The sequence below is a fragment of the Clostridium sp. CS1-1 genome (genome assembly GCF_056135525.1).
Genome location: NZ_CM148680.1, coordinates 3,828,898 through 3,850,805 on the forward strand (window position 1 = coordinate 3,828,898; position 21,908 = coordinate 3,850,805).

Below are 21,908 nucleotides of genomic sequence, written 5' to 3' on the forward strand. Positions count from 1 at the left end.
ATGAACAATGTTATTTTATCAAAACTTGTGATTATTTGCAAATATTAATATTATCTATTGTTAATAAAACTCATATTTATTGTACTAGTTACACTACTATCACTTTTTTCTAACAATAAACTATTCATTTTTTGAAAATTCCTCTTGTCTTTCAGACACTTTAATTCCTTTTCAACAGTATATATATCGCCCAATAATTCAACTTGCACTATTGCTACATTATTTTCTTTATCCTTATCAATCTTTTTGATTTTCATATTATCTATCTTATCCAAAGCTTCTATAATATCAGCATATCCATATTTGTTCAAAGCCACAGTTTTATTTGTCTTATCTTTTTCTGTTAATTCTGCGTTTTTTATAACTTGTGATAATCTTTGACCTGACCTATAATTTTGTAAAGCTAAAATAATAAATATAGTTAGGCTTAAATACAACGCTATTTCATACTTTCTATGCATCTACATTCCCTTTCACTTTAACTCTAAATTAACTTTAAACTTACCATTTTCCTTTTCATATGGTAGTTCTAAGCTTCTTATTATAAACTTATTTTCTTTCTCAATTGCTTTAATAAACAAGCTATAATCAAAATCTAAACTGTTTATTTGTAAATCAACACTTCTATTTTCAATATTTATCCTGTGAAAATTAGTATTGGCTATAGTACTATTTATAACTCCAAAAAAGCTCTCTAGTGTTTTATCACTATTTATCAACTTTTCATTTTTCTTTAGATATTCGCTCTTCTGTAAAATAGCGTTTTGTTTAGCATTATCCTCTAAAATTTTAATTTTATTCATTCTTAGCAACAAAATATCTAAAAAAATTAAATCTAACATAAAAATAACTACCGAACAAAACCCTATTATTCTTCTTCTCTTCTCTATTTTGCTTTCTTGATACCAGTATGGTAAAAAAAATATCCTTTTCATCTAACATTTACTCCTACATCTTTATAAGACTTCAATATTATATAAATTTTAAGTTTTTGTTAAAGTCCAAATCCTATACTAAACTTTTAAAAATCTCTATTTTGTCTTCTTCATTTATTTCACCTAAATCTCTACATCCATATGTTTTTGATATTAATTTTATAGTTTTCTTGCTTGAAAAATTCAGGAATAATATGATTGGCATGAATTCAATGCTTCTGATAAGATTACACTTAACTATAAACTTTTCTATTTCATCTTGAAATTTTTCAAAATCAAATGTTTTTATAACAGCATTTCCGATTATTTTGTCATTAGAACATCCAAGTAAATAAGTAGTATTTTCTATCATAGAGATTAATACGAAATTCTCTTCTTTTATTTGATGTTTATATTTATTGTAAATACAAAACTGTATAGGAAATATACCCTTTATCTCACCACCACTTTGTACACATTTATTTATTAACTCCGATTTATTCCAGTTCATACAGAAAACAATGACATCTAAATTTTTTCCATTATCCTTGAAAATATCATAAGTAAACATTATATTATCTAAATTTTTAAAACGATATCTTAATTCCTCTCTAATGACAAAGCGCATTTTTTCTTTTCCTACCTTTGGTAACGTCATAAGCTTTACATATATTTCCTCACCATGTACAATTATAAATAGATTTTTATTTTTTAGCTCTATTTTAATGTCTTGGATACAATTGGCATTAATTTTAAAACTTCCTGTCCTTCTTCTATTGCATATCCTTTCTATAAGACTTTTTCCAAGTAAGTCATTGTAACTCAAATGCTTATCAAATATCTCTAATATACCATTTTTAGATATCATTTTAGCTCTCCCTTTACAAACGAATAATCTATGCATCCATAAATTATTGATGTATCCTTCACCTTATATTCATAGAGTTCTTCTTTTAAAAACACATTATTTACATTATATTGAACTAAGAAACAATCATTATTTTTATCGTACTTTATATATGACCCTTCATAATATATCTCCATATTATCTAAAGAATATAGAAATTTGCTTATCTCTTCTTCATTGATATCTATTACATTTTTATAAATATACACATCCAGCTTTGTAAATAGATATTCTTTTATCTTTTGTAATTTATCTATCTTAGCTGAATTCTTCTCCATCCTATTTGCATTTTTATTTACTAAAAACTCCATTCTATAACATCCCATAGCTATAAAAAGACTAACACTACATATAACCAAAGTATATATCATGACGTATCCTTTACTTTTACTCTTTCTAATCCTATACATCTTTCATAAACATGTCCTTCCCTCATTTCTATTGATATGTTTAACGTTTGATTAGATCTTTCAACCTTGAAATTCTTAGTATTTTTTAGTATATTATTGGAACCGGATGAGTTAATCGCTCCATATGAAATTATAATGTCTGAGTCCCTGTCTTTTCGAATATAATCAAACCTTGGTTCATTAAACCTCTTCAGAATAATTCTGTTATCCTTAACGTCTACATATTCAGCACTACGAATTTGATATTCAATTATAATAAACGCCTGATCAATATAGAAGCTTTCTCTACTTTCATTTATTTCTTTGCTATGAAGCTTCATATATCTAGAAATTATGATAACTTGGCTAGCAACTAAAATACCTATTAAAGATGTTGCTATAATGAGTTCTAATAATGAAAAACCTCTTCTTTTACAAACTTTATCTTTTATATTTCCCTTTATAAAATTCACACTCCATAACTCTAGTATTATTAAATTGCTTTATAAAAAGCTTCAAATTTACTTTTAGTACATCTCCCTCTTGAATGTTAATTACTAGATAAGGCTCTTTTTGTGGTTTTACATCAGTGAACAAATTAATTATTCCTTTATCATTTATGTCATAGAATAAAATTTTATCTTCCGGTATGTAATATCTACTCTTCAAGTTAAGTTCTTGTAATTCACCATAAGTAGTATTGTAAATCATATTATTTTTAATACTTTCAAAAAAAGTAGAGTAGTGTACTGACTGTTTACTATAGTTTTTTAACTTTAAAGAATCTAATTGTATAGTTAACGCTGCAATAAATAACATAGAGAAAATAGCCATACTGCAAAGCAGTTCAATTAAAGTAACTCCCTTCTTAATCCCTGATCTCAATATGCGCCGTTCCAACCATCATACTCATAGAATGTGTTGTTCCTTCCCTATCAAAAAAATTTATAGTACAGGCATCAGTGCTCATCCCTCTGTTATCAATTTGTATTTTATTGTCATCTCTTACCTTATTCATTTTAAATCCTTCAGGAATAGGTAACTTGTAAATCTGTTTTATACCGCTATTGAAAGTTATCATATTTTTGTCAGAATTAAAATAAATATAGCCTCCCGCTCCTTTGTCTCTACAATATTCCTTTGAATTATTAATAAAGTTCAATAGGCTATTACTAAATATTTCTGAATCTACCTTATTAGTTAACCTTCTATATGCTCCTACATTTATTATGCTAAAACTTAAAAATATTGCTATTATTCCAATTACTAAGACTATCTCTATTAAAGTGAATCCTTTATTTTTATTACCGATACTACACATAAATTCTCCTTAATTTTAACTAATTTATATTCAAAATTAATCTATTGTTAATGATGTAAACATACAACTACCTTATACCAACCTTGTTTTTCTTATTCTAATTCTGAGTTATTTAGGATTTAGGATATATTTTATTTTTAGTATTTCCGACTACTTCTTCTAGTATAACTTCACTTGTGCCAGCATTAATTGTTAGATTATATGCTTTTGCGTCACTAGTATAACCTATTACTATACTCTGATTATTTGACTGGACTGTTGCATCAGCTCCCGCCAATGAAGTCAATTTACTTATATTTGTTTCTACATCACCTTCAAGAAACCTACCATCATTGTACCCATAACTAGCCATAGCTGCAGTTTCTATTTGTTTTGCTATACTTATTGCTTTCGTTTCCTTTACTTTTTCACGATAACTAGAGAACTTTGGAACCATGAATCCCATTAATGCTAATATAATTGAAGTTACTAGCATTAGCTCTATTAACGTAAATCCTTTCTTTTTTACAGTTAACTTTCTCATTTATACATTCTTCTGACTATAAAAATCGTAACAAAACATAATCATACTCTCCTTTTGTGCTAAATTTTTATATACTACGATTTTCCAAAATAGACATCAAATTTTCCGAAAGCTGATTTAATAAAGACTCTCTAATAAAAATTGCTATTCTATTCCATAGAATCCATAATGCTAAATGCAGGCATGAACGCTGCCATAACAAATAACCCAATAAAAAAAGTTAAAAATATCATTATCATAGGCTCTATAAATGTTATAATTTTTTTCAAACTCTCCTCAACTTCACCTATAAGTATTCTACCTATTTTAGTTAACATATAATCCAAATTACCTGTTTCTTCACCAGTGTTTAATATCTAGTCCACTATTCCACCAACCCCATACATTTCAACACCTCCAACATAGACTACATATAATTAATGTAAGTATTCCAAATTAAGCCTTGTCTATACTATTAATTATTGACAATAACTTTATTAATTTATACAAGGGGATTGATTTTAGGCAAAATAAAAAAGACTCTAAATTAGAATCTTTAATAATTCATAAAGTTAATAATAACTGTAACTCATAAGACACAACTTTTTAGAAAACACATCGTCTTCAATTGATAGTATTAATGCCAATATTGTCAATATATCGTTGATGACACCATTCCCTCCCCACATGACATACAATATTGTCATAATTAATAGTATCAGTCCTAATCCTATTATTACTTTTTCAAATTTCTTTATATGTCTATTAATTGGAACATGGTTTGGCTTATCTTTCCCTATTTTATTATGTAAATCCTTCATTTCTTTGTAAGCTTTCTCATAAATTGTATACAATACATAATTAAAAGCAATGATATTTATTGATGACATAACTCTCAAAGAAATAATTTCTGGTGCATTTATAACTGTAATTCTTATAATAATTAGTGAAGATGCAATTAATAAAGATATAAAAAATCTCCTATTTTGATTCATCTTCATCACCTTCATCTAAATAAATGATTTCACCTAAACTCTTTGCACATTCTATCATTGTTGAAATCATAACTGTAATATAATCATCAACTTGTTGTTCGTTTATAAAATTTCTCTTCCCTTCAAGTGAAGCTCCTATATAATATGTAAGTTCATCATCTGTATCAATATAAAGTAGACCATAGATAAGTTCTATATTAATGGTATTAATCAATTCCAAAACTTGTGCTCTCATTTTTTTAGTAACCTTCAAAATACAAGATGAAAATAAACTAAATGTCCTGATTTCTTTATCAATTATAATTTTAAAAGGTATTTTTGTTTTGTAATCATAATTATAAGTACATATATATGATACTTTTATTTCCTCATCTTCTGCTATTGTCTTATACTCGATATTTAACTCATCCAATATTTTATTAAACTTAATCATATGTTCCCCCACCCATTTATCTTTTAGCATTTAGCATTTATAGAAATAATCTTTTATCTTTCTAATTTCATTTATATTTTTATCATCATATATTAAAATTTCAGCAAATTTCGGCTCAAATTTAACAATCATACTTGTATTTTCTAAAATATAAACTTTATTTGATTGTTCAATCGTATTTAAGTTAAATTCCATAATAAAATTATTTATAAAATTTTTATATGTTCCAATTGTATATTTAGGTTTGAAAAATAATGATTTATACATAACTTTACCCCTCCAAACCATATTTCTTTTTCTCTATCTCTTCTGGCATCTTTTCTCCATAAACATGGTGCATTAAATTAAACACACTTACGTCTTCCCCCGTTAAATCTCCCGAGTGATATTTTATACAAAATTCATTAAACACTTGCTTTTGTTTTTCATTACCATAGGCATCTACTGTTTTTTTTAAACTTTCAATAACCTCTTTATCAACGAAACATCTAAACTTTGTGTTAATTTCATCATTTATTTTTTGCAATTTTGCAGTCATCTTTTTGGATTGTTTTACTTTATTATTAAAACTCCAATTAAAAAAATCCTTAGCCATTTTTCCCCCACGTAATTTAAAATTGCTTATTTTTGTTTGATATTTATAAAATGCATAAGCCAATAATCAATTATATACTAAAATTCACATAACCAAATTTTAAAAAGAGAATTTCATATACTAATATTTTATAACTTTTCTTTAGATCAAATTGTTTTAATTTATATTGTCTTAAATTCTTTGATATTGAGATATATTCTATAAAACTTATCCTTCTATCTAATATATATTTGGATTACATTTCCATTATAACACATATAAGGAAGTAACCCTATAATAATACATTTCCTTTATATAGTCATTATAACAAAAAAATACACACATTCCTACATAAAACACCAATTTAATTGCATTTTTTATTAATTTTATATCAATACCAAAGAAAAATTATCATTTTATACTGTTTAATGATTAATACATAATATTTTTATATTATGTATTAATGGTTTGTGTTTTTTAAGTTATACAAATCCCTCCTCTAATCAAGCCATTCGATAACAACAAATAAGACCGTTTTAACTTATAATAAAGTAATATGTTATTCGTTTCAAACCTATACTTTTTCTAATTAAATCTTTTATAATATATATTTTGATTTTTATATACTAATTATATTTATTATAGTAAAAAGACATTATAAAAAATATTACATAATTTTTTACAGGAAACGTAATTAATAATTGTTTACTAATTAAAATAACATCTACAATATCTTATTTTAATACATTGTAGATTAGAATTGATATTACTAAAATGTTTGAAATGCCTTTTACCAAAAATAAAAAGGCCTCTTAATATCTACTTAAGAAGTCTTTTTTATAAACGCTTAATGCTAATGCATTTTACTATATTATTTTTGATTTTCTAATACTAGTATTCTTTATAGCATAGCCACATAAAGAGATTTTAACATCTTCTTTGTTTCAAATGGTATTTTATTCGACTGGCCAAGTCTATTGTTACTCATATCTCTTGTAGTAAATCTTCCTTCAATTCAAGAACGATATTCCCACTCAGAAGATAACCCTTCTGTTCCGTTTAGACGTTCTCATCTGTTAATATAAGAATATGACCAATTACTTTTTTCTTTCAATATTTGTTATAGATATAATATTTATTAATCCTTTTATACCTTTATTGCCTTTGACCCTAGCATCAAACTTCTCTTCATCTCTATCATTATTAATAGTAGCTGCTACCTCATCAAAAGAGGAGTTATTCATTGGTTGTGTTTTCTTTTCTTTAACTTCTTTTTCCATATCATCTAAAACTTTTAAAGCTACAAACTGCATTAAATCTCTCGGGCGTTGTTTATCAGAATCCTTCCCCATATTATATATTACACCTACTATAATAATCATCATAAAAATCAAGCTTAATATAGGTTTATTGATTCCAATCGCTTTTAAAAATTCTGGTAGTACAAGTTGAAGCATTATCCCAAACATACCAATTAAAAGGTTAAGGTTACTTTTACGTAAAGCACCTTGATATTTACCAATATTTCTTTCTAAATTCATTTTCTCAATTTTAATTTTCATTTCATTATCTTTAAATTCAAGTTCATATGATTCTCTTATATGATTATATAGTTTTTGTATTTCTTCATGTTCTTTTTCTTGACATGATTTAAAATACTTATCAAATTCTTTAATACTTTTTTCTTCCTCGGTTTCTATTATTTTTTTAGACATAAATAAACCTCCCATCAAATACTATTGATATTCGACAGAAGGTTAAATTTTCCTTTTAACAATATATAGTCAAAAGATTAATATGAAATTATACATTATATTTTAAACACTTAACTTAAACCCTATATATTTATTCAATTTTATAAAACATAAAGCTCATGTTTTATAAAACATGAGCTTCTTCTGGCAGTCGATCAACTAACTCCCAGTAATATGTAACCGTCTATAGCGGTCGTTCAACAACCCCTACACTGATTTGATGTATACTATTTTATCATCATATATTTATTCTGTCAAGAATTAAATTTTAGAAATTTCAAAGGCGGTCGTTCAACAACCCCCTCAGAAAGGTTACTAAAATTTAATCCTTAGTATAGTATATGATAATATTTTTTTAATATTACCGACAGTTAAATTATCATGATTTTTTAGGTGGGTTATCAATCCAAGGTCTAGAATGTTTAAGAACAGGAATCTTCTTGAACCCCCAATTCCTAAAGTCTTCCAAACTTGTTGCAGTAAAAATTTTATCTTTTATCGAAGAAAAGATTTTATTATTGTTTCCATATTCTCCACGTTTCATACATTTTGGATCAGCTTCAATTAGCCCTCTTCTTACTCTATTTAATGGATTACATAATATATCTGCTATTTCTAGTCCAGATTGATAAGCTAAATCCCCCTTTTTAGCTATTATAAATCCTTTAATTTTATCTCTTAAGTCAGTTGCAACATTTAAATGAGTTGTACCATTATTAAAAACATCAAAAAAAGCTTTCTGAACTTTAAGATTTGATAAATCATCTCTAGATTCAATAACTATTCTAGCAGATTCAACATTTTTCTTGCTTATGAATGAATAGAAATTTTGAAGTACATGTGTAAATGCAACTATATAAGGGTCTTTTGAAGGCTCGTAGTACGTCTTAAGTTTTTCTTTATCAATTGTTACAGAAATGATATTAAACTTTAAACCTGGTAAAAAAAATGGTAATTCATTATAAAAAACTTTTCTTTGATCATCAGTAAAAGAAGAATATTCGTTCTGACCCTTTGAAATATCTAGAAGGTGAAGCAACAAGTCTGAACGTCCAAAGCATTTTATTTTAAATTGGTCAAGAGCCTGTTTTAAAGTAGAATCTTTATGCTCGTCATTTATTGAATATTTATGTTCAAATATAATCCCTGTTAGAGAAAATGGTTGATCCTTAACATCTAAACTTGGACTTCCAGTTTCATCGATAAACATTGTATACTTTTTAGCCATACAAATTCCCATCCTTTATTATGTAAAAATATGAAATAATTATACCATGTTTAGCTAATTTTGTTGAGTAATTTAGGAATAAAAGTGTATACAAACTAAGTTTAAATTTTATACTATAATATTCTTTATATAATTCTATAACTTCTCTATATTTGGTATAGATATTTAATCAAAACTTTCTTTTGGATTTTTACAAATAAAATAAATAGACCTTCTAAAAATAAAGTCCTTATAGATCAATTTCTTTATTAAATTTTTCACTGGCCAATAATTTTAGTTCCCTCATATCTCTACAAGTCTTGGCCATACCTATTACTTGCCATATGTGTTGAGTTAATTCTTTAACTCCATACTGCTCACTTAACCATTGAAAATATTTTTTATGACCATTATATTTTGGTATTTTATTTTTCCTTAAATATTGAGCAATATCCTTATCTAAGCAATCATAAATCAGAACATTTACCAACTTACCCCAATATTTTGGCCGTAATTTTAAACTACCTTTCCATCCAGTAAGTCTGCCAAACTCATACCACAATTCATCTGGAAATGTTCTTTCCCATTCTCTCGCTTTATCGTCTTCGGTTAAAAAGTATTTCATTTTTAATTGTAATTCTTTAGAATTTCTTTCGGCCTGATAACCTGTAGCTTCGTCTATTAAAGCCACAATACCTATTTTGGCCGTAGCTAAAATAAACTTATTTGCATTCTTAACCATCTCTTTTTGAGCTTCAGACAACTTCTCATTATTTAAATTGGCCGTTACAAAAGCACTGCAAACATCCATAAAGTCTTCTGAATTATATCCCTTTTCAGTCTTATCATCATACTCAAATTCCATAACCCCTTGAGGAGCCCTGTCATGAGTTTCATCTGTTAATGGCCTAAGTCTCTCGGGTAGATATTTTACTATATTAGATGCAGCCAAATAATTACCGAACTTTCCATGTTCCTTATCTCTTAAAGCTTTTGTTAGGTTACTTAAGAGAAAAACTCTTTGACCATCATCTAAAACATAACACGGTAAATCATTAAATAATTCTAATACTCCAGATTTTATTACTTTTGGTGTTTTCATTTTTATTAATCCTTTTCGCCTGTTTTAGACATATTATAACATATTTCCTAAATTACTTGTATTTTTTTATCTCTCTTTATTAAAATAATAAATTAGCTTTTAATATTAATTACATAAAGTTTGAGAAGGGTAACTGTTTGATATACTTCTCAATAAAAATCCAGTTAGGCTTCCCCTCTTTGTCAATTGGTAATTTTATTCTAGCATTATTTAATCTTGATATATTGCACTTTCTCCCATAATTAAATCTATATCTTTCTTTTCGTATCAATGTTATTAAGAATATTGCTATATAAAAATTTAAATGAAACTTTGGATTTAATATTATTATTTTTTCATTTGCACAAAAATCTTTTTCTTGGTAAAAGGCTTCCCCCACACTACCATCTCTATTTAACGTTATTACATTACCTATATAATCTGGTTTTTTATTTATATAACAAGATACACCGTTATTAGAGTTTATTGTTGTTATAAGTGGAGTACTCCCTGGATTCTCCTTTGCCCATTCTAAGTTAAGTTCCTTGCAGCTCTGAAATTCAAATATATCTGAAAGGTTAAAGTACTTCCACTTATTTGTATCTAAGTTGTATTCTTTAACAAAATTAATTGGTTTACTAAATTCAGAAAAATTAAATTCATCAATATGAAATATCCACTCTGGAATTTGGTTTGGAATTTCAATATCTTTTAAGGTTTTATTTGCCTCACGACCAAAGGCACTATATCTAAATCTATTTTCTGCTATACACATACAGTAGTATAATTTTTCTTGCAATGAAATTTCTACTTTTGGCACTAACACTGCTACATTTTGTGCTGTATAAAACGGGAGAATTTGTACAAATGAGGATAACACAAATGTTCCTCCAAGAGCTACAGTAATAAGTCCTCCATCGTATGGTTTAATATCATTAATCTTTTCAACTATTCCGATAACACCATTGTTTTTGGAGGTACGGGATACAAAATTAACTGAATTATTACTCCACTCTTCCAATTCTTTCATTTTATTAAAATCTAATTTATTTCCGTAAGACACTTCAAATAAATCTCTAATTTTCATTAATGGAAGCCACCTCTCTTTCTGCTTGAGAAATTTCTTCTGAAATGAGTTTAAAAATAGCATACTTTTTCATTTCTTTTATAAAGTCTTTTTTAGTTATCGTTGAATAATCAGTTTCCATGTATGCTTCAGCACACCATTCGTCACACTCTGTTACTTTCATTTGTATACTACTTCCTGGTTCTTCTTTTTTACTAAAGTATGCATTAAGCCATGCTTTTTTTATTTGTTCCCATTTTTTATGCTTATCTATTCTTCCTTCTATTTTATCTTTTACAAAACCATCATTTTTCCAATATCCAAACCAAGTTGGAATATTAGAATCATGTGGTTTATGTGCAGTAAATACCATAATACACGTTACTACTCCTACGGGATAAAATAAATCATCAGGCATTGACATTACTGCTTCTAGAGTATGATTCTCTAGTATTTTTCTTTTAATAGAAAGTTGATCTTTATTATATAAAGCACAATTCATAGGAACAATAGCAATTCCTTTCCCATTTTCTTTTAGCATATTTAGCATATTATTTACAAATTCAAGTTCATTTAACTTATCCTTATTGACTATTAGCCTTGAATTTTTTCTTTTTTTACCCCTGTCTTGACTATAGGGTGGGTTTATAAAACCAATATCAGGATTATGAGCTTTCTTAATTTCTTCAGTTAGTGTAAAACAATCGGCATTATGTATATTTGACTTTCCATCACCTCTTAATATCATATTTGCACAGGCAAGTGTATAAATTTCAGGCAATCGTTCTATTCCTATTAAACTATTCCTACTTATTTCATCTCTTTTTTTAAAATCATTATCTACTAAGCTAAACATTTTGCACATCGCAGAAATTAAAAATGAAGCTGTTCCACAGCATGGATCAACAACCTTACTTTTTGCGTTAACTTGTCCCAAATCAACAAAAAGTTCTGTAATATGTCTAGGAGTTAGTACTACACCTAGTCCATTTGTATCATCACTTCCATACTTAAGGAATTCACTATAAAAACTTCCTAAATAATCTATATTGTTAGATGCATTTACATGAGGATTTAACGTATCTTCAATATCAAATATTAAATTAAGTAAAGTTTCTCCTTCTATAAGTGATGGTGTTGTAGTTATGAAACCATATCTTTGCATCATTATATTTCTTTTCTCCTCTGGTACTTTTGCATTCTTTAACATGATCTCGATCTTTCCAAGTAAATCTCTTGCTAATTCTTCTCCAGTTTCACAGTCCTGATAACTCTTATAGAAAGATTTATTTGTTAAGGCTATCAAAATACCACTTAATAGTAAAGGTCTGTTCGCACTTATTATTCCAACACTTCTAAAATCTTCACTTAATTTATTAGCATACTTTATTAATTCAGAATGGGTTAATACAGTGTTTTTATTTTTGTTAAACATTTTAATATAATCTTCATAATGCAAAATAGTTTTATTTTTTTTAAGTTCCATTACTTTATCTTTACCATGTTCAATAATAAAATTAGATATTAGAATATCATCTTCTTCTTCCCCACTAACTGCTATGGCTACTACATTAAAGTTTTTTGATAAAAACCTTGCATAATGTAATACTCCATCTACTGCATATTCAACTGGTTTATCTTGATTTTTACTCTCGTGAAATTTTATATCTTTTTTACATTCAATAACTATAATAATTCTCTTTTCATTATCAAATGATATTATAAATTCTGGCCTACCTTGGTTTCCAGTATTTCTTTTACTTGCTTCACGTAATAATTGAGAAATCCTAAATTTTTCACTTTCCTGCAATTCGATGCTGATTTTTTCGTTATTATAATATCCTAATTCCTTTAGGATATTTTCAACTATTGATTCAGTATACCTTTCACTCATTAAATTCACTCCTGTCAATAATAATTATTACTTTATGTTAATTTTGTTTTAATGAATTCAATACATATTTATGTGAACAATAATTAACATATACGTAGGATTATGATTAAATTCAGGCAAATAAAAAAAGACATTTTAAAAAATGCCTTTAATTTTCTTATATTTTAAGGATCACAATCAGATTTTAATAAATATTTTGTTATAACTTTTCGTATAACTTTCCTCTAAGAGCCTCTAGCTGTTCCTTTAACTTCTTATTTTCTTCTTCAAGTTCTCTGATCTTTTTATCTTTGGCCATTATAATAACATCTTTGCTCTTAGCTGTTTTATCATATTTAGCTCTTTGATTCATTTCTCTACTTACCTGTTGTTGTCTTAATTCCTCAATTCTCTTTTTAACATCCTCGTTATTATATAAAAATGTCTTAGATACCCCACTGGCTGTCGCCACACTGTTAAAATTAACTTTTTCTCCATTAAAGGAGAGTTCTCTAATGGCTTTATCAACCTTTTCTAAAGTAATCTTTGTTTTCTCTTCTGCATGTTTCTTTAATCCTTTTGTACTTCCAGCCATTATAAAACTTCCTCTCTTGAACTTCCATTCTTATGAACTAATTTATGTTCTTTAATCTTCTCTAATGTCTCTTCTAATAATTCTAAGTATTTTCTATTCTTTTCAGCCCATAATTCTCGGCCACATCTTTCACTAATCACAATCTGATTTTTAACCAGTTCTATTTCTTCCTCATATTCAGCTATATTTTCGATTGTAGTGCAGAAACTAGCACAAGTTAAGCAATGATTCATTTGTTGCTTACAAGGGAGCTTAGAGGCTTTAAAGCATACTCCAAAGGGTACTTTTACTGCATCCAAGTTTTTCTTAACATATTCATACCTAACTAGATTCTCTCCATCTTCTGAATTTAAATCTACCTGTTCAAGATTATGTGTTTCAGTATTCACTTTAAACAATTCTAAGTCCTCCGTAGTTTTCCATCTTTCATACAACACATTTTCACTAACAGTAGCATAATGAACAGTCATTTGTAAGCTTGCATGTCCTAATATTTGCTGTATAATACTTATACCCATACCTTGCTCTACATATTCTTTAGCTCTTGTATGGCGAAGCGAATGAGTTTTGAAATGGAACAACTCACCGTTAGCGTCTCTAATATCCTTTTCTTTGATTAACTTCTGAATAGCATACATTAAAACTGACTTAGACATGGGTTGCCCCTTTATCTTACCTTTATATGTATTGAACAAATATCTTTTAGGATTATTTTCTTCTGTACTCTTATATTTTGCTTTTTCAATACATTTCTCAACCATTTCAGCAACCTTATCCCTTATCGGGATCTTAAGCTGTGCTATTCCCGTCTTAGTTATTTCACCACAAAGATAGTAATTATACTTCTCTTCTTTGTTATTCCAAATCTGTTCTAAACAATTATTATATCTAAGATTTAATATGTCTGTACCACGCCATCCTGTTTCTCTAAGAAGAATATAAATAGGTATACACTCTGTATTAGATAAATCCTTAATGTTATTGTCTAATTGCTTTAGAATTGGTTCTGGAATAAACTTAACACTTTTATAACTGTTTTGTTTTGACTCTCTTTTTGGCAAATCATCTTGAAATATCAATAACGAAGCTTCTTTCTTAGGAGCTTTATCATATTGAGCTATTTGTATATATTCTAAAAATATTCTTAAGGAAGATATATACAATGCTGTTTGATTTCTATTTTTACCTTTTCTATCATTATGAAGCTGCAATATATACTTCTCAATATCTTCTCTATTTAAGTTCTCAACAAACCCATTCTTATATCCTCTTGAATAAAATGATTTAAAGAAGTAATTAAGATAAACTAAAAAATTGCCACAAGCACTAAAAGATTTCTTAGTTACAATTGTTCTAAAATATCTTTTTACTGTCTCTCTATAATATTCAGGTATACTTGTAAAATTTAAACGTGTATATCCTGTATTTTGTGTTGCTCTCACAAGCACACCTTTAATATTCTTTGCATACCATATATCTTTTTCAGTTTCTTCCCTGTTGTCATAAAAATTACTAATAAATTTAATCAATAACAATATATTAACAATCGAATATCTATCGTCTTTTCGTTTAACCTTTAAACCTATTTCTGATAAATAAAAGATCCATCTTTTATGAATTTCGTCATAATCTATGTCATTAAAACTATTGATATTAAAATAATATTTATTTAGAAATATGCTGAAGCTTCTAAAGTTATTTGCTGATGAAAGGATATATCTATTAGTTAAAACTTTATTCTTAAAATTATGTAAGATATAATACTTTATCTCATTCTTTAGAAAAACGTTACTAAAACATGAAAAATCAATGTACTTAGAATTATGTACTACCTCATTCATAAAAAATTCTTTGGTTAAATCCCATTTATCATTATCAAGCCAATATCCGTTATCTTGTTTTAAATACTTAACTATTTCATCATATTTATTTAATTGGCCAGACTTTATCCTTTGTAAATTATTCTTCATTTCTCTGCCCCCTCATTGTAGATGTCTAAATCTAGATTTGGCCGAGTCTTCTCAAACTCTCTTGTTATATCCTCATCTGAAGGGTGTATGTAAGTGTTCATAGTTGTATAGATATTTTTATGGCCAGCCCTTATTCTAAGTAATTCTGGTTGCCATCCTGCCATTCTAAGCACTGTTAGAGAACTATGCCTAAACATATGTGGATTTACTTGAACTCCACTTTTCTTTTTAAGACTCCTAAATAAGTTATCTACATCAACATAATTCATAGCTTTATTTTTATTTTGGCCACTGATTTTTATAAAGACGTGATTGGTTTCAACTTCTTCATTATGGTATTCAGCTATATACTCCATAAACATGTCGGCCAAATTTTGAGATATATCTATTTTTCTTGGACTTGATACTGTTTTGATCTCTGCATTATTTTCTAATTGGCCTCTATCTTTTAAGTCAATAATCATATCACTTATATCAAAATCCTCTATCCACAATGATAAGGCTTCGCCTATTCTCATTCCTGTTTCATAGAGTAGTGTTAGTAGAAACTTATCTCTTAAATTACTACAAGCTCTAACGAGTATCTCTATTTCGCCTTTGGCCAATGTTTTTGGCCTACTTTTAGGTACTCTCAATTTAAGTATATTACTATTCACCTTTTTCTTTTCATAAGCTATTCCATATAAAAATCCTTTGAAATTTCTATTAGAAGCCGTCATAAGCTTCCTAAGTCTCTCTGAAACATTATTGCTATATTCTTCATGTCTCAATATATAATCATAAAAAACTAATACAGTATCAACTATTATATTTACAGTTCTCGGACTTCTTGCTATTTCTGCTGAAGTTGTAGATACCACTTTAAGGCTTTTATAAGGATTTTGTAACCAATTCACAAATAATGATAAATCATCTATGGTCACTTTCTTAAAGTCTAGCTTTCTTTGCTCTAGATATTCAAAATATAACTTTAAATGCTGACAGTACATTCTTAAAGTATTTCTTGCATAGTTAGTATTATCCTTAAACCTAATAAACTTCAATATAGGTTCTACTGGCAGTCCATCATTATCTGCCACATAGTATCTCTCTTTTCCTTCTTCTGTTTTAACTTTTACTACTTCCATTTCGTAATCGTACCTCTATACCCTTATATTTCTATTACATTCTACATATAGTTTACTATAATTACTATAATTATTCAAACTGTATATGTATTAATCATAGTTATATTTAGACATAAAAATATAACATAGAATACTATGAGTACTATGTTATTAACTACACTATATTATGCGTACTAAAGATAAAAATAAATTATTACCTATATTATTCTTCTTAAAAGATTGATAGATACTTTCTCCTATTTTTATATCTTCTATACAGTTATTAATTCTATTTTCCATTATTTTGTTTTCCAATAAGCTGCCGGTTATCTCCAAGGCTTTTACTATACCAAAACCTGAACTCATTAGAATACCCAAAGCTGAGGAAAATCTCCCAATTATAAACTTAGTATATATTTTGCCTAGTAAAGGGGCTTTCATTTTAATTTTATCCAGATATAATCTTCCATTAACTGATCTACTAAATCTGAAGCCAAGATAAATAAGAAAAAATAATATTATACTTATGGTAGTAAGATTTGATTTAAAGAAGTTACAAGTAGATAAAAGCATTTGCGTTGTAAAGGGAATTTCTCCTCCAGTAGATATTAAACCATCAATAAATTGAGGGATTATCCTTATTATTAGAAAAGCTATCATAAAAATTGAAACAATTAATACTATGAAAGGATATGTTAACGCTGTTTTTATTTTAGTGAGAGTGGCTTGCTGATTTGCGTAATACTCCGACATCCTATCTAATATGGCGTCTAATTTACCGCCTTCTTCCCCAACCCTAATCATTTCTAATAAAAACAAGGGATATACATGTGGGAACTTTTTCATACTTTCATATATAGATTCACCTTTGTTTATGCTTTTTTTAATCTCAAACAAGCTGTACTTTATCAAATGCTTATTTTGAGTTTGAATCAATATATTAAATATTTCAGAAATTTGGATTCCAGCAGCTATCATTGTACTTAAAGTGTTACATAATATACTTAAATCTTGGAAACTGGGTCTTTTATAAAATACTTCTGTAAGCTTTTTTGTTGTTACTCTACATTCATATAAGAAATACCCCTTATTTCTTAATACTCTCCTCAACTCATCAATATCATCAGTATTATATTTTCCTTTTACCCTTTTCCCATCAATGTCTATGGCATAGTACTTAAATATAATTTCTCCCCCTTATAAATTTATTCTTATAATTTCTTCATAGGTAGTCACTCCGTCCCTCACTAACTTTCTGAAATTATCATTTATAGAACTTATATTCCTTAATAAGCTTTGCTGTCTTAATTCATCTGCTAATTCTTCAAGCTTAAATCCGTTTTTATTCAATTCTTTAAAATTCATTATTTCGTATACTACTGTTCTTCCGCTGTATCCTGTACCATAACACATACTACAACCTTGACCTTTAAATATCTTATCATTTTGTCCTAAATCCAAATATAGGCTTTCATGTTCAGGAGGAAAATACTCTTTTTTGCAATGATTACATATCTTTCTTACTAGTCTTTGAGCTATAATCCCGATTATAGCATCCTTTATAAAATATAATGGAACTCCCATGTCCCTAAGTCTTATGACAGTTTCAGCAGCACCATTGGTATGAAGTGTACTGATAACTAAATGTCCGGTTACTGCAGACCTGATTGCAATTTTTGCAGTCTCTTCATCCCTAATTTCTCCTACCATTATTACATCTGGATCTTGCCTAAGTATGCTCCTTAACCCCTCTGCAAAGTTAAATCCTATTTTACTATTAACATTGACTTGATTAATATTATCCAAAGTATACTCCACAGGATCTTCTATACTTGTAATATTTTTTTCTTTTTTATTTAAACAATTAAGCATTGTATATAAAGTAGTAGTTTTTCCGCTACCAGTTGGTCCTGTTACAAGAACAATTCCATGTGAACTTGATAACATAGATCTTATGTTATCTTCATCTTTACTACAAAACCCAAGTGAATATAAAGAATTAATCTCCTCAGCTTTATATAATATTCTTATAGCTAATTTCTCCCCATACACTGTTGGAAGAGTTGAAACCCTGAGATCAAAACTTTTATCTTCATAGATATATTTTATTTTTCCATCTTGAGGCACTCTTTTTTCTGCAATATCCATTGAGGACATTATTTTTATTCTAGTACAAATATGAGAATATATGCTTTTGGGTATAGAAATAAATTCTTTGATAATGCCATCTACCCTAAATCTAACTAAGACATGATTTTGGAATGGTTCTAAATGAATATCACTTGATTTCTTAAATATTGCACTATTGATTATATAGTTGGTAAGCTTAACTATTGGAAACTGCTGTAATTTTTCTTCTTCTATAATTTCGAATTTGTCATGATTTACGTAAAGATTATTTTCAGTTTCCATACTCTTTACAACATTTTCAACACTACTCTTACAATAATACATATTTATAGAATTTATTATATCGTCTTTTTTAGCATAGAAAAATTTTATAGTCTTTCCGATTATGAATTTTAGTTCTTCATGAAGCAAAATGCTAGGTTGTGCATTAACTGCAACGTATAAACTATCTTCGGCTTCCTTAAAGGCTATTAAGCAATTATTAACGGCAATTTCTTCAGGTATTAGCTTTACAATTGATGTGTCTATAATATCATTGTCTAAACTTATTTTTTCTAAATAATAATCCTTTGAAATATTTCTTCTCCTCCTCTAATTCAAAAATTTTCAAATATAACAATGAATTATACCTAAATTATGTCCAGTATTTTGTCCTCTAAACATATTTGCTAATAATTTCATCGCTTATTAAATTGAAACTATTATTAAATTATTTTAACCCTAAGCAAATTTTATATAAGGCAGATTTTTGCACTAATCTATGTTTAACTAGGTTAAGTGAATCCTTAATTAGGTATGCCTTCATCCACGCCTAATTCTTAGTTAAAGGAGAAAGGTTATCATCCTTTACTACTCCTTTGAGAAAAGTGATTTAGAGAGTGCTATAAAGTATAGTCATCAAATAAAAAACGTTAGATATGTTGATGAGTTTAAACTCATCAACATATCTAACGTCTTATTAAGTCATATTTAATTTATTAATATATTGTGCAAAATCTAATTGCTAAAGAGACTTCTTGCTGCCAAAAACACTATACTTCCCTTCATGTGTAGATATCAAGTTTACAGACTTTTCTGTTCTATTATACATAAATACATCTCTTTTGTCCTTTTCTTCTTCATTCTGTTCCCCTGTAAAATAAACATTTCCTAAATCGTCTAAAGCTATACCAGATAGTACATCAATCTCTTTTGGAAAGTCATATGTGATTCTATTTAACTTAAGGTCTTTAGATGAAAATTTATAGAGGGCTGGGGATTGATTATCTTCAATTCCAAACAAGAAAATGTCTCCATTTTTTACATCATCTATAGAATCATACACTCCTTCTATGTTACTTTCAATACTTTTAATTTGTTTATTCTCACTATTGTAGTAATATAAGTTATCCTGGTCACCTTGTCTTGCAATAAAAAGAATATCCTTATTTAAAGGAATAAAATACATGCAGTATCCATTAATGCCTCCTAAATAAATCTCTTCTTTTTTATTTGCAAAATCATAAACATATATATTGTTAGAATTCTTCTTACCTTCAATGCTACCATAATAAATAATTCTATTTTCATCTATCCACTCATAAAGGTCACCAGATATCAACACATTTGAATTCAATTTTATATATTTTTTACTATTTATATCATAAACCCTTAATCCTTCAGCACTCTCTAATGAATCACTTTTAAATGTTCTAAAGGCTAATTTATCACCTGCCGGATTAATTTTCAAATCTATTGCAGCATAAAAATCTTTTAATTCTTTCACTTTATTATCTTTAATTACTTCTATTTTATTATTATCAAATTTTTTTCCTCTAGCAATATTTATAGAATATACATATACTGAGTTTTTTATATTATATACAAAACCTGATATATCTTCTAAAGTTGCTATTTTATATAATCCGTCTTTCTCAACTTTATATACATTAGATTCGCTGCCATTACTTTCTAATGCAGTAATTGGAGAGTAATGAGGCAGATTATTTACTTGTGGCAATTGCTCTTCCTTCTGATTACAAGCAGTAAGACTTAATGCTATTAAAAAAAAGGTTATGAAAAATGTAGTTTTAGCAAAAATCTTCATTTAACCTTAATATTCCCCTTTATAGATTATATTCCCCTTTAAAAGAAACCACTGCTGGTCCTGTCATAAAAACTCCATTTTCATTTATTTCTATCAAAAGCTTTCCACCAGGAACATGTACCTCTACCTTTTTATCTGTAAATCCCAATTTACTAGACGCTACTACACAAGCACAGCTCCCTGTTCCACAAGCGAGTGTAGGACCTGCACCTCTTTCCCATGTCTTGACTTCAATCTTATCCTTTTGTACAACTTCACAGAAATTTACATTAGTTCCCTCAGGAAAAATATCACATTTTTCTATACTCTTCCCTTCTTCTACATTAAATTCATCAAGTTTTCCAAATATAACTGTATGTGGCACCCCCATCAACATACTTGTTATATTATATTCTTTATTGTTTATTTTTATTTGTTCGTTTATAATTTCTTCATTAAATTTTGCTGGAATATCTTTTGGATTGAAAGAAGGTTCTCCCATATATATTTTTACCTCTTTAACCTCACCATTTTCTATATTTAAAAAAGCTTCCTTTAAGCCATCCCCAGTCTCAATTTTTATGCAATCCCCTTCTACTATTTTTTCATCCCATACATATTTAGCAAAGCATCTAATTCCATTACCGCACATAGACGCGTAGGAACCATCTGCGTTCATTATAATCATTTGAGTTTGAGCAATATTACTTTCTCGTACAATTAATATTCCATCTCCACCAATACCAAAGTTTCTGTTGCAAACTTTTTTAGCTAATTCTCCTTCTCTGCCTAAGAAATTATTATTTCTGTCATCTATAACAACGAAATCATTTCCATTACCATGCATTTTACTAAATTTCATTAAACTTCTCCACCCTTTCCGACACAAACTTCACTTAAATTTGAAAACTTCAAAATAAGTGTACTACTCTCATAGTCTTTTATCAATAAGATTATTAACTTTATTTTAAAAATTTATAATGATATAATTTTTACTATAAGTCTCTTATATATTTTTATTATTAG

At 27.7% G+C, this 21,908-nt stretch carries 25 protein-coding genes; all 25 read right to left on the reverse strand.

What is annotated here, in order from left to right:
- Positions 1–50: 50 nt before the first annotated feature.
- Positions 51–461, reverse strand: coding sequence for a hypothetical protein (locus tag AC0N0V_RS18025; RefSeq protein WP_474459956.1), 411 nt, complete (start codon positions 459–461; stop codon positions 51–53).
- Positions 462–473: 12 nt separating this feature from the next.
- Positions 474–935, reverse strand: a complete 462-nt coding sequence (locus AC0N0V_RS18030; RefSeq protein ID WP_474459958.1) for a hypothetical protein — start codon at positions 933–935, stop codon at positions 474–476.
- Between the two features lie 73 nt (positions 936–1,008).
- The gene (locus AC0N0V_RS18035; protein ID WP_474459960.1) at positions 1,009–1,782 is read right to left on the reverse strand and encodes a hypothetical protein; all 774 of its coding nucleotides are present in this window, start codon (positions 1,780–1,782) and stop codon (positions 1,009–1,011) included.
- Positions 1,779–2,132 (reverse strand): hypothetical protein, encoded by a 354-nt coding sequence (locus AC0N0V_RS18040; protein ID WP_474459962.1) that lies wholly within the window; start codon positions 2,130–2,132, stop codon positions 1,779–1,781. Before AC0N0V_RS18040 ends, AC0N0V_RS18035 begins: the two co-directional genes overlap by 4 nt.
- A gap of 56 nt (positions 2,133–2,188) precedes the next feature.
- The gene (locus tag AC0N0V_RS18045; RefSeq protein WP_474459964.1) at positions 2,189–2,683 is read right to left on the reverse strand and encodes a competence type IV pilus minor pilin ComGF; all 495 of its coding nucleotides are present in this window, start codon (positions 2,681–2,683) and stop codon (positions 2,189–2,191) included.
- Positions 2,652–3,095 carry a type IV pilus modification PilV family protein gene (locus tag AC0N0V_RS18050; RefSeq protein ID WP_474459966.1) on the reverse strand — a complete coding sequence of 148 codons (444 nt, stop codon included), beginning with the start codon at positions 3,093–3,095 and terminating at the stop codon, positions 2,652–2,654. The genes AC0N0V_RS18045 and AC0N0V_RS18050 overlap by 32 nt, the downstream gene beginning before the upstream one ends.
- Entirely contained in the window at positions 3,079–3,531 is a 453-nt protein-coding gene (locus tag AC0N0V_RS18055; RefSeq protein WP_474459968.1) for a prepilin-type N-terminal cleavage/methylation domain-containing protein, read from the reverse strand. Before AC0N0V_RS18055 ends, AC0N0V_RS18050 begins: the two co-directional genes overlap by 17 nt.
- Before the next feature lie 112 nt (positions 3,532–3,643).
- Complete coding sequence (locus AC0N0V_RS18060; protein ID WP_474459970.1) at positions 3,644–4,054, reverse strand: type II secretion system protein; 411 nt, start codon at positions 4,052–4,054, stop codon at positions 3,644–3,646.
- Between the two features lie 149 nt (positions 4,055–4,203).
- Positions 4,204–4,410, reverse strand: coding sequence for a type II secretion system F family protein (locus AC0N0V_RS18065; protein ID WP_474464580.1), 207 nt, complete (start codon positions 4,408–4,410; stop codon positions 4,204–4,206).
- 195 nt (positions 4,411–4,605) lie between these two features.
- Entirely contained in the window at positions 4,606–5,028 is a 423-nt protein-coding gene (locus tag AC0N0V_RS18070; protein ID WP_474459972.1) for a hypothetical protein, read from the reverse strand.
- On the reverse strand, positions 5,015–5,461 hold the full coding sequence (locus AC0N0V_RS18075) for a YbjN domain-containing protein (RefSeq protein WP_474459974.1): 447 nt from the start codon (positions 5,459–5,461) through the stop codon (positions 5,015–5,017). The genes AC0N0V_RS18070 and AC0N0V_RS18075 overlap by 14 nt, the downstream gene beginning before the upstream one ends.
- 30 nt (positions 5,462–5,491) lie before the next feature.
- Positions 5,492–5,728, reverse strand: coding sequence for a hypothetical protein (locus AC0N0V_RS18080; RefSeq protein ID WP_474459976.1), 237 nt, complete (start codon positions 5,726–5,728; stop codon positions 5,492–5,494).
- A 4-nt stretch (positions 5,729–5,732) separates the two neighbouring features.
- A complete protein-coding gene (locus AC0N0V_RS18085) occupies positions 5,733–6,056 on the reverse strand; it encodes a hypothetical protein (protein WP_474459979.1) in 324 nt (107 codons plus the stop codon).
- 1,076 nt (positions 6,057–7,132) lie between these two features.
- A complete protein-coding gene (locus tag AC0N0V_RS18090; RefSeq protein ID WP_474459981.1) occupies positions 7,133–7,750 on the reverse strand; it encodes a hypothetical protein in 618 nt (205 codons plus the stop codon).
- Between the two features lie 418 nt (positions 7,751–8,168).
- Positions 8,169–9,017, reverse strand: coding sequence for a DUF3800 domain-containing protein (locus AC0N0V_RS18095; protein WP_474459983.1), 849 nt, complete (start codon positions 9,015–9,017; stop codon positions 8,169–8,171).
- Positions 9,018–9,246: 229 nt separating this feature from the next.
- The gene (locus AC0N0V_RS18100) at positions 9,247–10,098 is read right to left on the reverse strand and encodes a P63C domain-containing protein (protein WP_474459985.1); all 852 of its coding nucleotides are present in this window, start codon (positions 10,096–10,098) and stop codon (positions 9,247–9,249) included.
- 109 nt (positions 10,099–10,207) lie between these two features.
- Positions 10,208–11,164: a restriction endonuclease subunit S gene (locus AC0N0V_RS18105; RefSeq protein ID WP_474459987.1), complete on the reverse strand. Its 957-nt coding sequence runs from the start codon at positions 11,162–11,164 to the stop codon at positions 10,208–10,210.
- The gene (locus AC0N0V_RS18110; protein ID WP_474459989.1) at positions 11,154–13,037 is read right to left on the reverse strand and encodes an N-6 DNA methylase; all 1,884 of its coding nucleotides are present in this window, start codon (positions 13,035–13,037) and stop codon (positions 11,154–11,156) included. Before AC0N0V_RS18110 ends, AC0N0V_RS18105 begins: the two co-directional genes overlap by 11 nt.
- A gap of 199 nt (positions 13,038–13,236) precedes the next feature.
- Complete coding sequence (locus tag AC0N0V_RS18115) at positions 13,237–13,611, reverse strand: DUF6262 family protein (protein WP_474459991.1); 375 nt, start codon at positions 13,609–13,611, stop codon at positions 13,237–13,239.
- Complete coding sequence (locus tag AC0N0V_RS18120) at positions 13,611–15,581, reverse strand: tyrosine-type recombinase/integrase (RefSeq protein ID WP_474459993.1); 1,971 nt, start codon at positions 15,579–15,581, stop codon at positions 13,611–13,613. The genes AC0N0V_RS18115 and AC0N0V_RS18120 overlap by 1 nt, the downstream gene beginning before the upstream one ends.
- A complete protein-coding gene (locus AC0N0V_RS18125) occupies positions 15,578–16,708 on the reverse strand; it encodes a tyrosine-type recombinase/integrase (RefSeq protein ID WP_474459995.1) in 1,131 nt (376 codons plus the stop codon). The genes AC0N0V_RS18120 and AC0N0V_RS18125 overlap by 4 nt, the downstream gene beginning before the upstream one ends.
- Before the next feature lie 159 nt (positions 16,709–16,867).
- Complete coding sequence (locus AC0N0V_RS18130) at positions 16,868–17,797, reverse strand: type II secretion system F family protein (protein ID WP_474459997.1); 930 nt, start codon at positions 17,795–17,797, stop codon at positions 16,868–16,870.
- An 87-nt stretch (positions 17,798–17,884) separates the two neighbouring features.
- A complete protein-coding gene (locus AC0N0V_RS18135; RefSeq protein WP_474464581.1) occupies positions 17,885–19,393 on the reverse strand; it encodes a GspE/PulE family protein in 1,509 nt (502 codons plus the stop codon).
- A 427-nt stretch (positions 19,394–19,820) separates the two neighbouring features.
- Positions 19,821–20,903 (reverse strand): hypothetical protein, encoded by a 1,083-nt coding sequence (locus AC0N0V_RS18140; RefSeq protein ID WP_474459999.1) that lies wholly within the window; start codon positions 20,901–20,903, stop codon positions 19,821–19,823.
- 19 nt (positions 20,904–20,922) lie between these two features.
- Positions 20,923–21,744: a diaminopimelate epimerase gene (dapF, locus tag AC0N0V_RS18145; RefSeq protein ID WP_474460001.1), complete on the reverse strand. Its 822-nt coding sequence runs from the start codon at positions 21,742–21,744 to the stop codon at positions 20,923–20,925.
- Between the last annotated feature and the right edge of the window lie 164 nt (positions 21,745–21,908).